Origin of the sequence: Nocardioides sp. Iso805N (assembly GCF_000364605.1) — a bacterium.
In the GTDB taxonomy this organism is placed as follows: domain Bacteria; phylum Actinomycetota; class Actinomycetes; order Propionibacteriales; family Nocardioidaceae; genus Nocardioides.
Genome location: NZ_KB822578.1, coordinates 335,899 through 355,442 on the forward strand (window position 1 = coordinate 335,899; position 19,544 = coordinate 355,442).

The window sequence follows — 19,544 nt, forward strand, 5'->3', positions numbered from 1 at the left end:
GGTGAGTCCTGCGAGCCCGGTGGGCTCTGCACGCCCTGCGAGCGGCGACTTCGACTTCACCGGCAAGGTGGCGGTCGTCACCGGTGGTGCCTCCGGCATCGGCTATGCGATCGCGCACGCGCTGCGAGCCGAGGGAGTGGCAGTGGTCATCGCGGACGTCGAGCGGTCATCGTTGGAGCGGGCGGCGGCCGAGCTGGGCGCCACCGGCGTGGTGACCGATGTGACGTCCCGCGCCGACATCGAGGCGCTGGCCGCCGAGGTGATCCGGCAGCACGGACGCATCGACATCCTTGTCAACAACGCCGGGGTGGCGAAGGTCGTGCCGTTCGACGAGCTGAGTCTGGACGACTTCGCCTGGATCATCGGGGTCAACCTCTGGGGCGTGATCAACGGGACCAAGATCTTCCTCCCGCTGATGGAGGAGACCTCCGAGGACGGCTACATCCTCAACACGGCCTCGATCGCCGGGCTGGTGGCCGGTCCGGGGCTGGCGGCGTACGCCACCTCGAAGTACGGCGTGGTCGCGTTCACCGAGGCGGTTTCGCAGGAGCTCGCCCAGCGGGGCGCACGGGTGAGCGTGGGTGTCCTGATGCCCGCGATGGTCCGGACCCGGATCGCCAGCAGCGCCCGGAACCGGCCCGGTGTCGATCCTGCGTCGGTGCCGGAACACGACATCCCTGCCGGCGTCCACGTGCTCGAGGCCGAGGACGTGGCCGCGATCGCCGTCGAGGCCATCGGCCGCCGCGACCTCTACGTGCTGACCCACCCCGAGACGCGCGAGGGCGTACGTCGTCGGCACGCCCGCATCGACGCCGCCTTCGACGCGATCGTCGGGTCCGCTCCCGCCGAGTGACACGATCGTCAGAGTCGAGCGATCGGCGGCGGTAGACGCGCGTCGCTATCGCCGGAAATGACGGGATGTTTCGGTGGAATCGTTGACGGCTGTGAGCCGAATCACTAAAGTGACGAACTGTCAGATGCGTCCCCTTCCTGTGTCTGCACGTTCACGGTCGAACCGGGCGCACGAACCTCGTCGAGGGAGGCACCATGCCGCTTCAGGACCACATGCAAATGATCTCCGTGGACGACCACGTGATCGAGCCCAAGACACTGTGGACGGACCGCCTGCCGAAGAAGTACCTGGACCAGGGCCCGCGGATCGTCGAGATGGACATGACCCAGAGCCATGGCGACGAGGGCCTCTCCGCGGCGCTGCTCGACGCCTCGCGCAACGGCAAGGAGGGCGAGAAGCCGGCCGCGCCGCGCCTCGCCGAGGTCTGGAACTACGAGGGTCGGATCTATCCGAACATCGGGCTGAACGCGGTGGCGGGCAAGAAGCCGCAGGAGTACGGCATGGAGCCGACGCGCTACTCCGACATGCTCCCGGGCTGCTACGACATCAAGGCGCGCATCGCCGACATGGACATCGACGGCGTCCAGGCGGCGATGTGCTTCCCGTCCTTCCCGCGCTTCGCCGGCACCGTGTTCCTGGAGCACAAGGACGGCGAGCTCGCGCTGCTCTCGGTGCAGGCGTGGAACGACTTCATCCTCGACGAGTGGTCGACGTACGCGCCCGGTCGGATCATCCCGATGATCATCCTCCCGCTTTGGGACCCGCAGCTCGCGGCGAAGGAGATCCATCGCTGCGCCGCGAAGGGCGCCAAGGCGATCACCTTCCCGGAGAACACGGTCAGCCTCGGCCTGCCCTCCTTCTACACCGATCACTGGGACCCGGTCTTCCGTGCTGCGGAGGAGACCCAGATGCCGCTGTGCATGCACTTCGGCTCCTCCGGCAAGCCGCCCATCACCTCGCCCGAGGCGCCGATGGCAGTGATGATCGCGCTCTTCGGGACGAACTCGATGGACGCGACCGCCGACCTCCTGTTCTCGCCGGTCTTCTACAAGTTCCCCAACCTCAAGGTGGCGCTGTCCGAGGGTGGTATCGGGTGGATGCCCTATCTGCTCGAGCGCATCGACCTCACCTGGGAGCGGCACCGCTGGTACCAGAACGTGAACAAGGAGGTCCGACCCTCCGACCTGTTCCGTGAGCACATGTACGGCTGCTACATCGACGACTTCGAGGGCATCGCCCGGCGCCATCAGATCGGTCTCGACAACATCTTGTGGGAGTGCGACTACCCGCACTCGGACTCCAACTGGCCCAACAGCCGCGAGTACGCCGCCAAGCTCCTCATCGACGTGCCCGACGACGAGGTGCACAAGATCGTCGAGCTCAACGCCCGCAAGCTGTACAACTTCCCGCGGATCTGAGGAACGGTCGGATGGCTGAGAAGGACATCGATGCGCCGGACTGGGTCGACCAGGACCTGCTGACCAAGGACGAGGCCGCCGAGCGTCTGGACGAGGAGATCGTGCTCGTCCGTGAGCGGCTCGCCCGGCTCGAGGCGGCGCCTGCCGGGCCGGACCCGGTGTCAGCGATCGAGATGGTGCGCCGTCGGCTGGTCGCGATGGAGAAACTGCGCGCGTCGTTGCTCGACGCGGCAGCTCACTGATCACGAAGGGATCCGTTGTGGGTATGAGGATGAGCGGCAAGGTCGCGCTGGTGACAGGTTCGACGCGGGGGATCGGGCGATCGATCGCCGAGCACTTCGCCTCGGAGGGCGCCAAGGTGGCGGTCACCGGCCGTACGGTCGAGCGTGGCCAGAAGGTCGTCGACCGAATCCGTGAGGCAGGGGGCGAGGCAGAGTTCTTCGAGCTCGACGTCACCTCGGAAGCCAGCATGCGAACTGTGGTCGAGGCCACCGTGGCGCGCTTCGGCGCGCTGCACACGCTGGTCAACAATGCCGCGCCCACCGGTGCTGTCGCCACCAGCGTCAAGCCGCTGCACGAATACAGCACCGAGGAGTGGGAGGCGATCCTGACCGGCACGCTGACGGGCAACGTCTTCTGGGCCTGCAAGTACGCCTGGCCGCACCTCGCCCGGGCGGAGGGCGCCTCGATCCTCAACATCTCCTCGGGTCAGTCCGTGGCCGGCTTCAAGGGCTTCAGCGCGTACGCCGCCGCGAAGGGCGGCGTCAACAGCCTGACCCGCTCGCTCGCTGCCGAGGGCAGCGCCGACGGCATCCGGGCCAACTGCATCCTCGTCGGTCGTGTGGTCGCGCTGAAGGGCGACATCGGCGGCCACAAGGGCGGCGGGCGGCTCACCCGGATCGGGAACCCGATGGACATCGCCTACGCCGCCACCTGGCTGGCATCCGACGAGGCCGAGTTCGCCACCGGCAGCCTGGTCACGGTCGACGGCGGCTTCTCCATCAACGGTGACGCGGCGTCCGAGTCGGAGCAGGACGCGGCGCTCGTCTGAGCGACGGGCGCCAGCTCCGACGGGCACCACCTCCGGCGGCGGCGTGGTCGGCGTACGGCGTCAGCCGTGGTTGACCAGGCCGCCGTCCACCCGGAAGTCGATTCCGGTGACGAAGGCCGCATCGTCGCTCGCTAGGAACACCGCCGCCTTCGCGATGTCGTCGGTCTGTCCGAGCCGCGGGACCAGCGACTGCCGAAGGAGTGCTTCGGTGGCCCCCGGCATGCCGAGCTGTTCGGCTGAGCCCGCCGTCTCGATCACTCCGGGACTGATGCTCACGGCACGGATGCCGCCGGGTGCGCCCTCCGCTGCCATGACGTGCGTCATGCCTCGTACCGCCCACTTCGTCGCCGAATGGGCTATGCCGCCGACCCCACCGCCATGACCTGCGACGGACGCGGTGTTGATCACCAGGCCATGGCTCTCATTGAGGTGCGGCCAGGCCGCCTTGGTGCCGAGGAACACCAGGCTCAGCTCGTTGCGGATCGAGAAGTCCCACTCCTCGACCGTCATGGTGTCGATGGTCTTGAAGGCGCATGCCGACGCGTTGTTCCACAGGACGTCGACCCGACCGAACTCGTCGATCGCGCGGTCGACCCAGGCCTGGCACCCGGCGAGCTCGCCGAGGTCGACGGGGGAGACGTCGACCATCGTGCCGCCGGCTGCGCTGATCATGCGGTGCGTCTCGGCGTTGTGCTCGGCATCGAGGTCGCAACCGACGACTGCTGCGCCTGCCTCGGCGAACCGTAGAGCACCGGCACGTCCGATGCCGCTGCCGGTGCCGCTGATCAGGACCACCTTGCCGTCGAGTGAGCTCGCCATCGCGCTTCCCTTCACTATGCGTCGCGTACCTCGCGCCGCCCGTCTTCGTAGGCGCAAGTGAACACTGTTGACAGGCTCGCTGTCGACGCCTAACTTCGGCGTAACGAGGCGTGACGTCCGTCATGTCCCGGTGCGTTGATCCGACCGAGGAGCGTGTCCCCTTGTCCGAACTCACCTGGTTGCCGGCATGGCAGATCGCCGCCCTCATCGCCAAGCGCGAGGTCTCCTGCCTCGAGGTGACGGAGCACTTCCTCGGCCGCATCGAGGAGTTCGATCCGACGTTGCACGCCTTCGAGGAGGTCGACCATGCAGGCGCGCTGGCGCAGGCGAGGGCGGCGGATCGTGCGGTCGCGGCCGGTGAGGAGCTGGGCGATCTCCACGGCATTCCCACCTCGGTGAAGTCGCACATCCGCGTCGAGGGTCTGCATCTGCGTCAGGGCGCTCAGGACGAGCTGTCGGACTTCGACGACATCGCCGTCGAACGGCTGCGCCGGGCCGGCGCGATCATCGTCGGCACCAACACGATGATGGGGGCCGGCGCCAACCTCGCGCACGACCGCGCCCAACCGGGAGTGTTCAGTCCCTTCAACTGGGACGCCGAGGCGCGCAGCCCGTGGGATCCCGAGCGCGTTCCCGGCTGGTCCAGCTCGGGCGGCGCCGCAGCCGCCGCCGCCCGGCTGTTGCCCGTCACGATCGGCACCGACGGTGGGGGATCGACGCGGCTGCCCGCGGCATATTCGGGCGTGGTCGGGCTGCACACGTCCCGCGGCCTGATCCCGCACGTCGACTACCGCAGGCCGACGATGATGCTCACGGCGAGCTACGGCCCGCTGGCGCGCGACGTCCGCGACGTAGCGCTCTTCACGCGCGCGATGGAGGGACCCGACGGGCGCGACTACGTCGCCGTACAGAACGAGCCCCTCGACTGCGTCGAGGGGCTCGATCGTGGTGTCGAGGACATGCGGATGGGGTGGACCGAGAACTTCGGGTTCGCCGACACCTATGCGACCGCCGACAGCAGTCGCGTGATCGATGTCGCCCGGGCGGCGGCAGCGGGCCTTGCCACGCTCGGGGCTCGCGTCGAGACGGTCGATGAGGTGTGGGAGGACCGGGCCGCGATCGGAACCGTGGGCTGGACCGTGGAGCCGTCCGCATACGAGGTCATGGTCGGCACCAACCAGACCCCCCTCCAACCGCTCGACCCCGACCTCTACCGGCAGCAGGCCGCCTCGCGCGCCCGAAACTGGGACCACTTCCGCGAGTTCTTCACGAGGTACGACGTACTCCTGTCCGTGACTGCTCAGCGGATCGCGGCGACCACGTCGGAATGGGATCGCATCTGGACCATCGACGGCCCATCGTTCCCCGGCGGCAGCTTCGCCCCGGTCTACTGCAGCCACACGATGCTCTTCAACTGGCTGGGGTTCCCGGCCGTCTCGGTGCCGTGTGGCTTCGTCGATGGCATGCCGGTCGGACTGCAGATCGCGGCCTGGCACGGGCGCGAGGACCTGGTGCTTCGCGTTGCCGCAGCCGTCCAGCGGGCATTCCCTCGCGACGAGCGGCCTCGCGTCAGCTGAGTGGCGGCGCGCCGGCGTCACCCGCCGCATAGCTGTGCAGGATGAAGTCGATACCGGTCACGATCAGCGACCGCGTGCTCAGACCGCTCGTGTTCTCGGCGTCCGATCGCCCCGACGCCATCAGCGCTCCGGCGGTGAACAGGGTGAGCACGAGGCCGACCATGTCGGCGTTCTCCTCGCTGTGTCCCGCCTGGATGAGCGACCTTCGCACGGCCTCCTGGAGTTCGGGGTCCACGTTGCCGGCGAAGACCGTGCTGCTGGCCATGCGGCTGGCCATGCCGGGGTGGGCCACCAACAGGTCGTAGAGATGCATGACCTGCTCGCGTACCCACAGCAGGGGGTCCTCGCCATGGTCGGGGCTGGTGTAGCTGCGTTCGTAGAGCGCGCGCCCGCAGAGGGTGAGCAGCGCTTCCTTGCTCGGCACGTGACGGTACGTCGCGCCGAGGGAGACCCCGAGCTCGGCCGAGAGCTGGCGCATCGAGAGACGGTCCGCGCCGTGCTTGGCGATGAGCTGCAGCGCGGTGTCGACGATCAGCTCAATGCTCAGGCCGGGCCGCGCGGCTGGACTCGTCACGTAATCTCCCATCGCAGCATGATCGCGCACCGCACCAGCATGCCACGGCCCGGTGAGGGCACCGCGACGTCATCGCGCCGTGACCAGCTCCGAGCCCGCGAGATAGGTCCGTTCGATCTCGTCGATCCGCCCCCTCAGGTCCCTCGCCTCGCCTTCGAGCACGATCTGTCCGTGGCTGAGAACGTAGGCTCGGTCAGCGACCTCCAGCGCGTCGCGGACGTTCTGCTCGACCAGGAGCACTGCTCCACCCCGGTCGGCCGCCGCGCGCACCGCGAGCAGAAGGCGCTCGAGCACGAGCGGGGCGAGGCCAAGTGACAACTCATCGGCGATCAGCACCTTGGGGTCCACCGAGAGTGCCCGCGCGAGAGTCAGCATCTGCTGCTCACCGCCCGAGAGCAGGGCCGCCTTGCGTCCCAGCAGAGGCTCCAGCTCGGGGAACAGCTCGAGGCAACGATGCCTGACGGCTCCGCCGAGGCGTAGGTTGTCGGCCGTCGACAGCCCCATGAACACCGAGCGTTCCTCGGAGATATAGCGCAGCCCGTGCTTCGCCCGCTGGTGCAGGGGACCGGTCACGCGCTGCCCGTGCAGCCGCACCTCACCGCCCATCGGCTTCAGGTCGCCGGCGAGCGCACGGACCGTCGTGGTCTTGCCGGCACCGTTGACGCCGAGCAGCGCGACGACCTCGCCGGCGGCGACGGTGAGGTTGACATCGTGGACCACCGGTACGGCGCCGTAGCCCACGGTGAGCTCGCGCGCCTCGAGCAGTGCGGTGTCGATGGCATCGGCAATGGTCATGACGAGCTCCCGATCGAGGTGGCGGTGGGCTGGGCAGGGGGTACGGCGGAGCTCGCGTCGCCAGCTTCGCTCACGCCGGCCGCAGCGTCTGCGGCGCTCTCCTTGGTGAAGCGGCTCGTGCCGAGGTAGGCGTCGATGACCTCGGCGTTGGTGCGGATCTCCTCGGCCGTGCCGGCGCCGATGAGTGAGCCGAAGGCGAGGGCGTAGACCCGGTCGCAGCTGCGCAGCACCATGTCGATGTTGTGCTCCACGAGGAAGATCGCCATGCCGTGCTCGGTGGCAAGGTTGCGCAGGACGTCGCCGAGGTGACGGGTCTGGACGTCGCCGAGACCCGCGGCGGGCTCGTCGAGCAGCAGAACCGAGTGGCCGCCCGCGACGGCACGGGCGACAGCAAGCATGCGTCGCATCGCGTAGTCGAGATCCTCGACGCGCACATCGAGGAAGGGGGCCAGGCCGAAGCTGTCGACCGCGGCGAGTGCGGCGGGGGTCAGCCGGTCGTGGCTCGGTACCACCAGGTTGGTCACATAGGCCTTGAGATCGCGGTCGTCACAGGCGGTGAGCAGGTTCTCCCGCACGGTCAGGTCGTCGAACAGCTCGAGCGATTGGAAGGATCGGCCCAAGCCTGCGCGGACCCGCCGTTCTCGGGACCAACGATCGATCCGCTCCTCACCGAGCCGGATCTCGCCCGAGGCGGGTGTGTTGAATCCGGTCACGGCGTCGATGCAGGTGCTCTTGCCCGCGCCGTTGGGCCCGATGAGCCCGACGACCTCGCCGGGCTGTACGTCGAGGGAGAGCGCGTCGAGGGCGACGACCCCGCCGAACCGGACCGTGACGTCGCGCAGCTGGAGGGCCTTCGGCGTCACCCGGTGCACGGAGGAGGGAACGGCCGGCTCCGAGGCCACCTCGGTCGCCCGGCCGACTGCGGCGGAGCGGGTGCCGGCCCTGGCGGCGCGTCGGCTCGCCAGGCGGTCCTGAACCTTGCGCGGCACCATCGTGAACGCCAGACCGTCAGGCGCGTAGGTGAGCATGAAGAGGAGGCCGACTCCGCTGACGAGACCGATCCACAGCGCCACCTTCGAGCCGAGGAAGCTGAAGATCTGCTGTCCCAGCGAATCGGGCTGGAAGCCGCTGCCGACGATCGGGCCGAGAGGGGTGCCGGCACCGCCGAGGACGGCGTTCTGCATTCCGGTGACCGACTGGAGACCGGAGAAGGCGGTGAACTGCAACAGCGGGCTGCGGAACGCCAACAGGATTCCGCCGAGGGACGCGATCATGCCTCCGAGAACGAACGCGTACAGCTTGGCTTGTGTCACGGAGATGCCGAGAGCAGCGGCGGCTCGCTCATTGGTGCGCACGGCGATGAGCCGACGTCCCGCCCGCGAGCGGCGCAGGTTCGTGATGACGAGACCCACCAGTGCAAGGACGATCAGGGTGAAGGTCGCATAGCGCTTGGGATAGAAGAGCCCGTTGACGTCGATCCCGAAGACGTGGGTGTCGCCGACGTCGTAGCCCGAGGGGCCCCCGGCGAGGGCCGAGTTGCCGAACACGACCGCCTCCAGCGAGATGGCCAGGCCGAGCGTCAGGATCGCGAGGTAGACGCCACGGGTGCGCACTCCTGCCAGGCCGACGACGACACCCACCGGGATCGCGGTGAGCATCCCGGCGAGCACGGCGACCTCGAACGGCCACCCGTGACTGGCCACCAGCCAGCCGGAGACCAGGGCACCAAGACCGGCGAAGCCGAACTGCATCAAGGACAGCTGACCCGCATAGCCGGTGACGACCACGAACGACATCAGGATCAGCGCGCCGAGGAGTTGCGCCTGGACCGCGTTGACCCACGTCAGGGGAAGTACCGTCCAGATGCAGACGAGCGTGACGGCGAGGGCCACCGCGACAGTGACCGGTGCCACCCGCCCGGTACCGAGTCGGGGCATCCGGCCGAAGGTCTCGTCCTTGCCCGCGACCCGCTTGCCACGGGCGAGCAGGACGACGGTCACCAGCAGGAACGGAACCGCCGTACCCCAGCCGGGTTGGGTCACGTAGCGGGTCACCTCGGACTGCGCGACCCCGATGACGAGACCGGCGATGACGGTCAGCGGGAACGAGGAGAACCGTCCCACCACAGCGGCGGCCAGCACCGGGATCACCAGGTAGGTCAGGTTCGCCGTCCCGAGTCCGGTGATGGGCACCAGCAGGATCGCCGCGAGGCCACCGAGCGCCGAGCCGACGGCCCAGTTCGCGGCCGCGATCAGGTTCGGCGAGACGGCGAGGGCCGCCGCGGCGCGCGGGTTCTCGGCTACGGCTGTGGTGGCGACCCCGAAGCGGGTGAAGCGGTAGATCAGCCAGAGACCGACCGTGGCGAGGATGACGATCCCGAAGATGTAGATCCGGTCCTGACCGATCTCCGCGCCGAAGATGCTGACCGGCGAGATCGGGAGCAACGACGGGATCACCTTCGGCAGATCGCCGTAGATGATCATGACAGCCGACTGGAGCACGACGAGGAGGGCCAGCGTCGCGACGATCTTCGCCAGCGCCGATGCGCCGTGCATCAGGCGAAGGATCAGCAGGTGGAAGAGAGCGCCCAGCAGGGCCGAGGCGAGGACGCCGATGACCACCGAGACGATCTGAGGCAGGCCGTGTTGCTCCCGGGCCTCGAAGTATCCGTAGGCACCGATCATGCCGACCGCGCCTTGCGCGAAGTTGACCACGCCCGAGCCGCGGTGGACCAGCACCAGGCCGATGGCGGCGAGGGCGTACAACGATCCCGCCCCCAGCCCCAGCGCGGCGAATCTCCAGATCTCGGTCATCGCAGATTCCTGTTCGTCCTCGCGCCGGCGTCCACTACTTGCCCGTCAGCAGACTGGAGATGTCGTAGAAGGTGCCCTGGCTGACGGGCTTGCCGTTCTCGACCTTGTAGGTGATGCCGTAGTGGTTGAAGATCCGCGAGAAGGTCTTGCTGTCCAGCGGTGCCGTCGACCACGGCGGAATGACGCCGTCGACGTCGACGTTGACCAGGCCGTCGAGCGCCTTGGTGAGCCCTGCGGCGTCGAGGCTTCCACGGGCGGTCGCAAAGGCTGCCGCGAGGACCTTCGCACTGACGAAGGCGGTCAGTGCCTGCTCGGTGAGGGGAGCCTTGGCGTCGACCGCCTGCATGGCGGTCTTGGCCTGCTGGACGCCGGCGGCCGGGTCATCGGCATTGAGCTGGGAGTCGGTCACGAGCAGGCCGTCGGTGAGCGGGCCGAGGGCGGCGAGCACCTGCTGGCTGAACACGGCCGAGATGCCGCCGACGGTGACCTTCGCGCCGCTCTGCTTCAACGCGGTGAGCGCCTGGGCGGCTCCTGTCGGGGCCAGGCTGATCGCGACGCACTGCGCGCCGGCGCCGACGACCTTCGCGACCGCGGGGGAGAGGTCGGCGGCGTTGGCGGCCACCGCTGCACGCGCTACCTCTTTGCCACCGAGTCCCTCGAAGCCTTCCTTGATGTAGTTGACAAGGAAGTCAGATCCATCGAGATAGATGATGCCTAGCTTGGTGCATCCGGAGTGCGCCAGACCCGCGCCGAGAGCGACGTACTGGGAGAACGACTCCGAGACCGGATAGCTGTTGGCGCTGTGGGCGTCACCCGTGCCGAGCACCGGGATCTTGGCCTTCGTGAGGATGCTCATGTCCTGGCCGCCGCCGCTGAAACCGATGACGGCTCCGGCGACCTTGTCGACCACCGCCTGTTGCTCACAGGCCAAGAACCCGGGTGCAGTCCCCTTGGCATCGCAGGTCTCGACCTCGACACCCGGGAAGTCCTTCAGGACTCCCTTCACCATCGGGACGATCTCCGGGAGCGTGAACGGGATCGTGCTGGTGAAATCGCCCGTGACCAGGATCTTTGCTTTGACCGAGCTCTGCGAACCACTCGATGCGGTCGTGCCGTCGGCATGCGGATCGTTGCCGCTGGCCGCGGAGTCGTCGCCGGACGAGCCGCATGCGGAGAGGGTGAGGAGCGCCGCTGCGCCCATCGCTGCCCACGCTGTCAGTGCCTTCTTGGGGTACATCAGATCTCCTGTGATTGGGATGTCACGGGCAGCGCCGATGCCGCCCGTGCCCTCGCAGCCGATAGCTCTCCCGAGTGATGCAGGCCCGCTCCCGTTACGGGGGCCTGGCCGTGATTGCGATGTGAGCCTAGACACACCCGGGCAGTGCGTCAACGTTGTTCACAATCCGTGACACTTCCGTTGTGAACGCTGTTGACACAAGGTGACGCTAGCGCCAGAGTCGCCCCCATAAGCACGTGCCTCAGAGCCGACTTCGGGCGCGACCTCGCGCATGCCGGGCCGACTCCGCACCGGACCGAAGGACAGCCATGACAACACTCACTGCCAGCATCGACTGCGAGAGCTACCGGGTCACCGACCAGCACTTCGGTGCGCCGTACATCGACCTTGACGAGGAGCGGGAGACGCCGGTTCCGCACCGCCAGATCCATGGCGGATTCGCCGACTGCGATACCCGCTTCACGTTCTACTTCCCCCCGAAGGACCAGTGGCAGGGTCGGCTGGTCATGCCGATGGAGGGAGCCCACGCCGGACACGAGGACTTCTTCGGGGGAGCGCTCGGCGAGGCCATGGGCGGCCTGCCGCTGACCGCACGCGTCGGCGGCTACATGGTCGAGACCAACATGGGACACATCGGCGACGACATCGACGCGAAGGGCGGCGAGGACGCGACGCTCTACGGCTGGCGGGCCGCGGTCGAGGGCGCGCGCTTCTCCAAGTACGTCGCCCGGCAGGTCTACGGGGTCGAGCCCCATCATTCCTACGTGTGGGGCGGCAGCGGCGGCGGACGTCGATCACCGCTCGTCCTGGAGAACGCGCCCGACGTCTTCGACGGCGCGATGCCGTTCATGGGTGGCGGCGACGTGCGGCCGTTCCCGGCCACCGAGCGCATCAAGGGTGCGCAGGTGATGAGCTTCGCGTGCATGTTCAACGTGCAGCGACTGCTTCGCGACCCCGGCACTGCGAGCCGACTCATCGACGCGATGCAGCCCGGTGGCACGGGCAACCCCTTCGAGGGACTCGACACCCACCAGGCCGAGGAGCTGGCCAGCCTGTACCGCCAGGGCTTCCCGCACGGCAACGAGTTCATGATCTTCACGCCGATGGGTCAGATCTGGCTCTGGTCGTCCATCGCCGACCTCCTGGTGGAGCAGGACCCGACCTACTTCGATGACTTCTGGACCAAGCCGGGCTACATCGGCCATGACCTCCCGACTGCGGTCGAGCGGGACGTGATCGACGTCAGGACCACGGTCAGCAGGGTCGTGACCGTGCGCGACCTGCTGACCGATCCGGCGTTCGAGGCGCCGGAGTACATGATGACCAAGACGATGGCCGGGCTGATGGCCGGCGAAGCCGGCATGGACATGGCCTACGCGATCGAGGTCAAGGGGCTACCGGAGGGGTATCGCCTCGGTGCCGGGCTGCAGCTCACCAGCGGTGAGGCGGCCGGGCGCCAGCTGTACGCCATCAGCACTGTCGGGGACCTGTTCGCCTGCGACGGGCACGGCGAGGCGAACCTCAAGCGATTCGAGGGGGTGAAGGCGGGCGACGAGATCCACGTCGACAACCGGAAGTTCCTGGCCTTCTGCTACTTCCACCGTCACCACCTCATGGAGGACGCCCAGTTCGACTCACTGCGCCACGACGGGCAGGCCATCTACCGTCAGCACCCGGTGCCGCTCATGTCGCCGCTGATGGGCGTGTCCTACACGGGCCACTACGCCGGCAAGCTGTTGTGGATGCAGCACACCCACGATTCCTCGCTCTGGCCCGGCCAGGGTCTGATCTATCGCGACGCGGTGATGGCAACCGGTGGTCCCGACTTCGCCGCGGACCACTACCGGTTGCAGTGGACGCAGAACGCAGAGCACATACCGCCGTCGTACCTGCCCAACGGCCCGACCCGAGCAACGGCTACATGGCTGATCGACTACTTCCCGATCATCGAGCAGGGACTCGCCGACCTGATCTCCTGGACCGAAGGCGGCGAGGCGCCGTCGAACACGGCCTTCGAGTGGGTCGACGGACAGGTGAAGCTGCCTGCCTCGGCATCCGCCCGGGGTGGCATCCAGCCCGTCGTCAGCGTGACCGCCGATGGCGGCGTGCGGACCCACGTCGCCGCGGGTGATCAGGTTCAGCTGGTCGTCGACACGGAGGTGCCGCCCCATGCTGGGACGATCGTCTCGGTCGAGTGGGACTGGGACGGTTCCGGCTCCTTCCCGTTCCAGCATGAGGTGACGGGTAGGGACACGGCGCTGACGCTCCAGGCCAGTCATGTCTACGACACGTCGGGCACGTACTTCGTCACGGCACGGGTGCGCTCGCAGCGGGACGGCGACGCGTCGCAGGTGCACCGGTTGATCACGAACGTCGCGTCCGCGCGCATCGTCGTCAGCTGAGCGCCGGCCACCCGGGGCGGCGACGGGCCGGCCCTGACCTCGATCGGGGTCACGGCCGGTCCCGCCGGCGCCCTTCGCGGCACCGAACCACAAGGCAGCCCGCCGATCCCATGGACCATGTCGCCCGCGTCTGCGACGATCTTGTAGCGCTCGACGCGGGCTGATGAGGAGAGAAGTGTCAGACAATCACCATCTCGACGTCATCGTCGTCGGGGCCGGCCCCTGCGGCATCACGCTGGCGAACCTGCTGGCGATGTGGGGCATCCGCGCGGTCGTGATCGATGCGGAGCCGGACATCTACGAACACCCCCGTGCGGTCGGGATCGATGACGAGTCGTTGCGGACCTATCAGACAGTCGGGGTCGTCGAGCGGTTGCTCGAGGACATCACCCAGAACACGCCGATCCGCTACTACACGTCCTGGGGCCGGTTGATGGCGCACGTCGAGCCAAGTGTTCGGCCGTTCGGCTGGCCGCGGCGCAACAACTTCCTCCAGCCCCTGTTCGAGGCGGCGTTGCGGGAGCGTCTGGCCGCCAGCGAGACCGTCGAGCTGCGTCTCGGCACCACGCTGACGGCGTACGAGCAGGACGTGGACGGGGTGCGTGCCTTCGTCGAGGACTCCGACGGCACCACCTCGTTGCTCACCGCTCGTTATCTCGTGGGCACCGATGGCGGGCGCAGCACCGTGCGCAAGGTCGCCGGCATCGAGATGGTCGGCAGCACCGCACCGCAGAAGTGGCTGGTGGTCGACGTCGAGGACGACGACCTCGATGCGCCGTACTCGGCCGTCTATTGCGATCCCCGACGGCCGGTGCTGATGGTGCCGCTGCCGTATGGCCATCGGCGCTGGGAGTTCAAGCTTCTCCCCGAGGACGACGAGGTGGCGTTGAGCGAGCCGGGGCGGGTGTTGCGTGACCTGGTCGCACCGAGGTATCCCGAGGGGTCGCGCCCCCGGGTGCTGCGCAGCACCGTCTACTGGCACCACTCGCGTACGGCGGAGCGCTTCCGTGACCGGCGGGTGTTCCTCGCCGGCGACGCGGCGCACCTGCAGCCGCCGTTCTTCGGTCAGGGCATGAACTCCGGCATCCGTGATGCCACCAACCTGGCCTGGAAGCTGGCGTACGTGATCGACGGCCACGCCGGTGACGCGCTGCTCGACACCTACGACGCCGAGCGGCGCGAGCACGCCAGCACGATGGTGCAGTTCGCCACTCGGATGGGGGAGATGTACGCCCCGCGCAATCGGGTCACGGAACGATTCCGCGATCTGGCCTTCCGCGGTGCGCAGCGGATCCCCGGTGCGCGCGACTACATCCTGCAGATGAAGTACAAGCCGATGCCTCGCTACCGGCAGGGCGCCGTGCTGCCCTATGTCGGTGGTCTGCCGGGGGCGCCGGTCGGCACGATGTTCGGCCAGCCCGACGTGGAGACCGCGAGTGGCGATCGGGTCAAGCTCGACGACGCTCTGGGCACGTCCTTCGCCGTGCTCGGCCTGCACCGCGATCCCGAGGTGTCGCTCAGCCCGCAAGCGGCGGACTGGTGGCGATCGATCGGTGCGCGCTTCGTGCAGGTGCTTGCTCCGCGAAGCGGTCCGGGTCCGGAGGCCGGAACCCGTCGCAAGCGCCCGAGCGAGAGCGCTGACGCTGGGTCCGTGCAGGTCGAGGACGTCGACGGGTTCTTCCGTGACTGGCTGCTGCGCCGGCCCGAGGATGAGGTGATCGTGTTGCGTCCGGACCGCTACGTCGCCGCGATCTGCTCGAAGGACGACCTCGAGCAGGTCACCGCGCAGATGCGGCGGCTGCTGGAGTGACGTGGCGGGGGAGTCGAGCAACGACCTCCTCGGCGCTGGAGATCCGTGCCGTCAGCGTGAGCTGGTTGGTGACCAGGAACTCGTGCGTCTGCGCCGAGGAGCCGGCCGTGCAGTCCTCGGCCAGGACGACGTCGTAGCCCCGGTTGACCGCCTCGACGGCGAGGCCGGGCAGCGCGAGGTTGGTGGAGACGCCGACCAGGACGAGTGTCCGCACGCCGTTGAGGCGCAACGTCGCGTCGAGGTCGGTGCCGTAGAACGCCGTGAGGCCGGTCGCACGGGTGCTGACGAAGTCTGAGGGTCGGGGGCCGAGCTCCGGCGGGATCTCCACGTCCGGCGTGCCGGCCGCCATGCTGTGCGCGCGCAGCGCCATCACACCGAGATAGGAGTTGGGCAGCATGCCCGCCTGGTCGGGCCTGTGCTCGATGATGCAGTGGACCACGGGGAGCCGGTGCTGGCGGAAGTGGTCGGCGAGCGCTCCGATGCGCGGCACGATGCCGCGGCTGGCGGCCTGCTCGGCCAGCCCGCTGGAGACCGAGCGGTCAGCGTCGAGAATGCCTCGTTGACACTCGCTGATGATCAGTGCCGGTGCTTCATAAGGGCTCACGAAAAGTGACACTAACGCCAGGTGTTCCAAGTCCTCAAGGGTTATCGAGCGCGCATATTACGCACAGAAGCGGTCTTGCCTCATGGTGACAGTAGTGCCAGAATCGCCACATGAATGGAGCAGAGTCGCTCGCCTTCAGCTCGCTCAACGACCTCAGCTGGTGGTTGGCGGACCCGGCCGAGCGCGAGGCCACCTTCGCCCGACACCGCCGCGACGACCCGAGGCCCTTCGTCAGGATCAGCCCGCAGGGCGAGGCCGGCTTCTGGGCGCTGACGCGTCACGCCGACGTGCTCGAGGTCAGCCGCAGGCCCGATGACTTCTGCTCGGGTGAGGGGGGCACGCAGATCTTCGACCAGCCCGAGCAGCTCCGCGCCTATCGAGGCTCCATCATCGACATGGACAACCCCGAGCACGCTCGCCTGCGCAAGATCGTGTCCCGCGGCTTCACCCACCAGTCGCTGGGACCGCTGCGCGGCGAGATCGACGCGACTTCCCGCGAGATCATCCGCGAGATGCCCCAGGGCGGCGAGTGCGACTTCGTCTCCGAGTTCGCGGCGCTGCTGCCGCTGCGGGTGATCAGCAACATGCTCGGTGTCCCGCGCGAGCACGAGCAGTTCATCTTCAACGCCACCAACGTCATCCTGGGCGCGACCGACGCGGAGTACATCTCCGACCAGTCGCGCGCGGGGATCGAGAAGGCGGTCACGGCTGCGAGCGTGGCGCTGATCGATCTGCTGAGCGGGCTGGCCGAGGAACGTGTCGCCCATCCGCGCGACGACGTCATCAGCAAGCTGGTGGCCGCCGACGAGGAGAACCTCACCCCTGCGGAGCTGGCGCGTTTCTTCATCCTTCTCGTCGGCGCCGGGAACGAGACGACCCGCAACGCGATCACCCACGGGCTGCTGGCGTTGACCCAGCACCCCGAAGAGCGCGATCGGTGGCAGGCCGACTACGAGCGCTACGCCGTCTCGGCCGTGGAGGAGATCTTCCGCTGGGCCACGCCGGTGATCCACTTCCGCCGTACGGTCACGCGTGACGGAGTGACACTGGGCGACCAGACCTTCGCCAAGGGCGACAAGGTCGTGCTCTGGTACAACTCCGCGAACCGCGACGAGCAGGTCTTCACCGACCCCTATCGGTTCGACATCGCCCGGGATCCCAATCCGCACGTGGCCTTCGGCGCACCGGGGCCGCACTTCTGCCTCGGTGCTCACCTTGCGCGCCTCGAGCTGCAGGTGGTCTTCAAGGCGCTCTTCGAGGAGTTGCCCGACATCCGTGCCGTCGGCGAGCCGCAGATGCTGCGGTCCAACTTCTTGCACGGTGTCAAGCATCTCCAGGCCCGCTACACCCGCCCTTGAGAAGGAGATCCACGTGACCGGGACAACGGTCGAGCACAGTCTCGGCACCACGATCGTGCACGCCGTCGCCGACGGTGTCATGACCATCACCCTCAACCGACCCGAGGCTGCCAACGCGCTGCGGCCGGACGACCGGGACGCACTCATCACCCTGTTCGAGCAGGCGAACGTCGATCCGGAGGTGCGTGTCGTCGTCCTGCGCGCCAACGGCCGGCACTTCTGTGCGGGCGCCGACGTCCTGCGGCTCGCCGGGGGCCGCACCACCGAGAAGCGCCCGCTCAACGCGATGCGGACGATCCTCGGCGGTGCTCAGAAGCTGGTCGCCTCCGTGCTCGACTGCACCAAGCCCGTCGTAGCGGCCGTTCAGGGGGGTGCTGCCGGCATCGGCGCGCACCTCGTCTACGCCTCCGATCTGGTCGTCGCGGTCGAGGACGCCTACTTCGCCGAGTCGTTCGTCAAGCGTGGACTGGTCATGGACGGCGGCGGCGCCTACATGCTGCCGCGACGGATCGGCATGCAGAAGGCCAAGGAGATGGCGTTCTTCGGCGAGAAGCTGACAGCCGCGGAGGCGCTGGCCATCGGCCTGGTCAACCGGCTCGTGCCGGCGGCCGACCTCGATGCCGCCGTCGCCGACTACGCCGATCGCCTCGCCGCCGGACCGACGACCGCGATCGGCCTGACCAAGCGGCTGCTCAACGACTCGCCGGACACCGATCGGGCCGGCTCGTTCGTGGCCGAGGCGATGGCGCAGGAACTGCAGTCGTATGCACACGACTCCACCGAGGGCGTCAGGTCCTTCGTGGAGAAGCGACCGACCGACTTCAAGGGCTGGTGACAGCGATGACCGACAAAAGCGTTGAGAGGCCTCGTGCCGACCTGCCGACCGTCGAGGCGGACACCCGTCCGTACTGGGACGCGGCGAAGGCGGGCACGTTGCTGATAGCCGAGTGTGGCGCATGCGGCAAGGTGCACCACTACCCGCGCCCGTTCTGCCCGTTCTGCTGGAGCGAGGACGTCCACCCGCGGGAGGCAAGCGGTCGCGGCACGCTCTACACCTATTCGACGGTCTACGTGAACGATCTGCACCCCTTCAAGACCCGGCTCCCGTACGTCGCAGCACTGGTGGAGCTCGAGGAAGGGCCGCGACTGATGACCAACATCGAGGGCTGCGCCCCCGATGACCTCTCGGTCGGCATGCCGGTCGAGGTCGATTTCCGATCGCTGACCGAGGAGCTCGACGCGATCGTGTTCCGGCCCGCCTCGTAGCAGACCACCACCCAAGCAAGGAGAGAAGAGAAGATGAGCGGCTTGCTCGAAGGAAAGATCGCCCTCGTGACGGGCGCCGGCCACGGCATCGGCCGCGGTCACGCGCTGGAGCTGGCCAAGCACGGCGCGACCGTGATCGTCAACGACCTCGGCACCTCCCTGGACGGATCCGGCACCGGGAAGGTGGCCGACGAGGTCGTCGAGCTCATCAAGGAGCGCGGCGGCAGCGCCGTACCGGACTTCAGCGACGTCGGTGACGAGGCACAGGTCGATGCGCTGGTCGAGCGCGCCTACGAGCAGCTCGGCCGCCTCGACATCGTGGTCAACAACGCCGGCATCGTGCGCGACAAGGCCATCTGGAACATGTCGGTCGAGGACTTCGACCTCGTCATGCGGGTCCACGTCCGCGGTACGTGGCTGCTCAGCCGCGCCGTTGCCCGCAAGTGGCGCGAGGAGTCCAAGGCGACCGGTGGAGCGGTCTACGGCCGGATCATCAACACCACCTCGGGCGCCGGCCTACAGGGCCACTTCGGCCAGACGAACTACGCCGCGGCGAAGGCCGGCATCGTGGGCCTGACCCAGACGCTCAGCCTCGAGCTGGCCTCGATCGGCGCCACCGTCAACGCGATCAGTCCCGGTGGCCGCACGCGCATGTCGGCCTCGATGCCGGGCTCGGCTCCGGCGATCGAGCCGGGCGAGCTCGCCGACGACGTGTTCGACCCGAAGGACCCCTCGCTCGGATCCCCGGTGGTCGCGTGGCTCGCCAGTCCGGAGGCCGGCCACGTCAGCGGGCAGGTCATCAAGGCGCTCGGCGAGAACATCCAATGGCTCCAGGGCTGGCAGCCGGTCGCGACCGTCTCCAGCGGCGGCAAGCGCTGGGATGCCACGAAGCTGGGCCACACGATGGGCGTCGACGTCTTCGGCACGCGGGCCAGTGGTCTTCGCTTCGGCGGCTGACCAAGGCGCT

At 68.2% G+C, this 19,544-nt stretch carries 17 protein-coding genes; 11 read left to right on the plus strand and 6 right to left on the minus strand.

Translation table 11 applies throughout. The annotated features are described in order from the left end of the window. The first annotated feature begins 1 nt into the window (after position 1). From H036_RS0111470 to H036_RS0111485, 4 genes are all read left to right on the plus strand, one after another. Positions 2-853, plus strand: coding sequence for an SDR family NAD(P)-dependent oxidoreductase (locus H036_RS0111470; RefSeq protein WP_198289951.1), 852 nt, complete (start codon positions 2-4; stop codon positions 851-853). 218 nt (positions 854-1,071) lie between these two features. Then, positions 1,072-2,271 (plus strand): amidohydrolase family protein, encoded by a 1,200-nt coding sequence (locus tag H036_RS0111475; protein ID WP_017934930.1) that lies wholly within the window; start codon positions 1,072-1,074, stop codon positions 2,269-2,271. Between the two features lie 11 nt (positions 2,272-2,282). Further along, the gene (locus H036_RS0111480) at positions 2,283-2,513 is read left to right on the plus strand and encodes a hypothetical protein (RefSeq protein WP_017934931.1); all 231 of its coding nucleotides are present in this window, start codon (positions 2,283-2,285) and stop codon (positions 2,511-2,513) included. A gap of 29 nt (positions 2,514-2,542) precedes the next feature. Next, on the plus strand, positions 2,543-3,322 hold the full coding sequence (locus H036_RS0111485) for an SDR family NAD(P)-dependent oxidoreductase (protein ID WP_198289953.1): 780 nt from the start codon (positions 2,543-2,545) through the stop codon (positions 3,320-3,322). 60 nt (positions 3,323-3,382) lie between these two features. Here H036_RS0111485 and H036_RS0111490 read toward each other — a convergent pair whose 3' ends face one another. After that, positions 3,383-4,141, minus strand: a complete 759-nt coding sequence (locus H036_RS0111490; RefSeq protein WP_017934933.1) for an SDR family NAD(P)-dependent oxidoreductase — start codon at positions 4,139-4,141, stop codon at positions 3,383-3,385. 161 nt (positions 4,142-4,302) lie between these two features. Between H036_RS0111490 and H036_RS0111495 the strand changes: the two genes are divergently transcribed. After that, positions 4,303-5,718: an amidase gene (locus H036_RS0111495; RefSeq protein ID WP_017934934.1), complete on the plus strand. Its 1,416-nt coding sequence runs from the start codon at positions 4,303-4,305 to the stop codon at positions 5,716-5,718. On the opposite strand, the gene H036_RS0111500 is transcribed toward H036_RS0111495, so the two are convergent. From H036_RS0111500 to H036_RS0111515, 4 genes are all read right to left on the minus strand, one after another. Further along, positions 5,711-6,292, minus strand: a complete 582-nt coding sequence (locus H036_RS0111500; protein WP_017934935.1) for a TetR/AcrR family transcriptional regulator — start codon at positions 6,290-6,292, stop codon at positions 5,711-5,713. The genes H036_RS0111495 and H036_RS0111500 overlap by 8 nt on opposite strands. 69 nt (positions 6,293-6,361) lie before the next feature. After that, the gene (locus H036_RS0111505) at positions 6,362-7,087 is read right to left on the minus strand and encodes an ABC transporter ATP-binding protein (protein WP_017934936.1); all 726 of its coding nucleotides are present in this window, start codon (positions 7,085-7,087) and stop codon (positions 6,362-6,364) included. Next, complete coding sequence (locus H036_RS0111510; RefSeq protein WP_017934937.1) at positions 7,084-9,900, minus strand: branched-chain amino acid ABC transporter permease/ATP-binding protein; 2,817 nt, start codon at positions 9,898-9,900, stop codon at positions 7,084-7,086. Before H036_RS0111510 ends, H036_RS0111505 begins: the two co-directional genes overlap by 4 nt. A 34-nt stretch (positions 9,901-9,934) precedes the next feature. Further along, positions 9,935-11,137, minus strand: a complete 1,203-nt coding sequence (locus H036_RS0111515; protein WP_017934938.1) for an ABC transporter substrate-binding protein — start codon at positions 11,135-11,137, stop codon at positions 9,935-9,937. Positions 11,138-11,445: 308 nt separating this feature from the next. On the opposite strand from H036_RS0111515, the gene H036_RS0111520 reads away from it, so the two are divergent. Both H036_RS0111520 and H036_RS0111525 read left to right on the plus strand, forming a co-directional pair. Next, positions 11,446-13,539, plus strand: a complete 2,094-nt coding sequence (locus tag H036_RS0111520) for a PKD domain-containing protein (RefSeq protein ID WP_017934939.1) — start codon at positions 11,446-11,448, stop codon at positions 13,537-13,539. A 175-nt stretch (positions 13,540-13,714) separates the two neighbouring features. Next, positions 13,715-15,349 (plus strand): bifunctional 3-(3-hydroxy-phenyl)propionate/3-hydroxycinnamic acid hydroxylase, encoded by a 1,635-nt coding sequence (locus tag H036_RS0111525; RefSeq protein WP_017934940.1) that lies wholly within the window; start codon positions 13,715-13,717, stop codon positions 15,347-15,349. Here the strand turns inward: H036_RS0111525 and H036_RS0111530 are convergent. After that, positions 15,318-15,953, minus strand: coding sequence for a cysteine hydrolase (locus H036_RS0111530; RefSeq protein WP_017934941.1), 636 nt, complete (start codon positions 15,951-15,953; stop codon positions 15,318-15,320). The two genes, H036_RS0111525 and H036_RS0111530, sit on opposite strands and share 32 nt — an antisense overlap. A 110-nt stretch (positions 15,954-16,063) precedes the next feature. Between H036_RS0111530 and H036_RS0111535 the strand changes: the two genes are divergently transcribed. Genes H036_RS0111535 through H036_RS0111550 form a run of 4 tightly spaced genes read left to right on the plus strand, consistent with a single transcriptional unit; the run spans position 16,064 to position 19,534 of the window. Continuing rightward, positions 16,064-17,311, plus strand: coding sequence for a cytochrome P450 (locus tag H036_RS0111535; protein WP_017934942.1), 1,248 nt, complete (start codon positions 16,064-16,066; stop codon positions 17,309-17,311). A 13-nt stretch (positions 17,312-17,324) separates the two neighbouring features. Continuing rightward, the gene (locus H036_RS0111540) at positions 17,325-18,146 is read left to right on the plus strand and encodes an enoyl-CoA hydratase/isomerase family protein (RefSeq protein ID WP_017934943.1); all 822 of its coding nucleotides are present in this window, start codon (positions 17,325-17,327) and stop codon (positions 18,144-18,146) included. Positions 18,147-18,151: 5 nt separating this feature from the next. Beyond that, positions 18,152-18,577: a Zn-ribbon domain-containing OB-fold protein gene (locus tag H036_RS0111545; RefSeq protein WP_017934944.1), complete on the plus strand. Its 426-nt coding sequence runs from the start codon at positions 18,152-18,154 to the stop codon at positions 18,575-18,577. 33 nt (positions 18,578-18,610) lie between these two features. Then, positions 18,611-19,534 carry an SDR family NAD(P)-dependent oxidoreductase gene (locus H036_RS0111550; RefSeq protein WP_017934945.1) on the plus strand — a complete coding sequence of 308 codons (924 nt, stop codon included), beginning with the start codon at positions 18,611-18,613 and terminating at the stop codon, positions 19,532-19,534. The last annotated feature ends 10 nt before the right edge of the window (positions 19,535-19,544 follow it).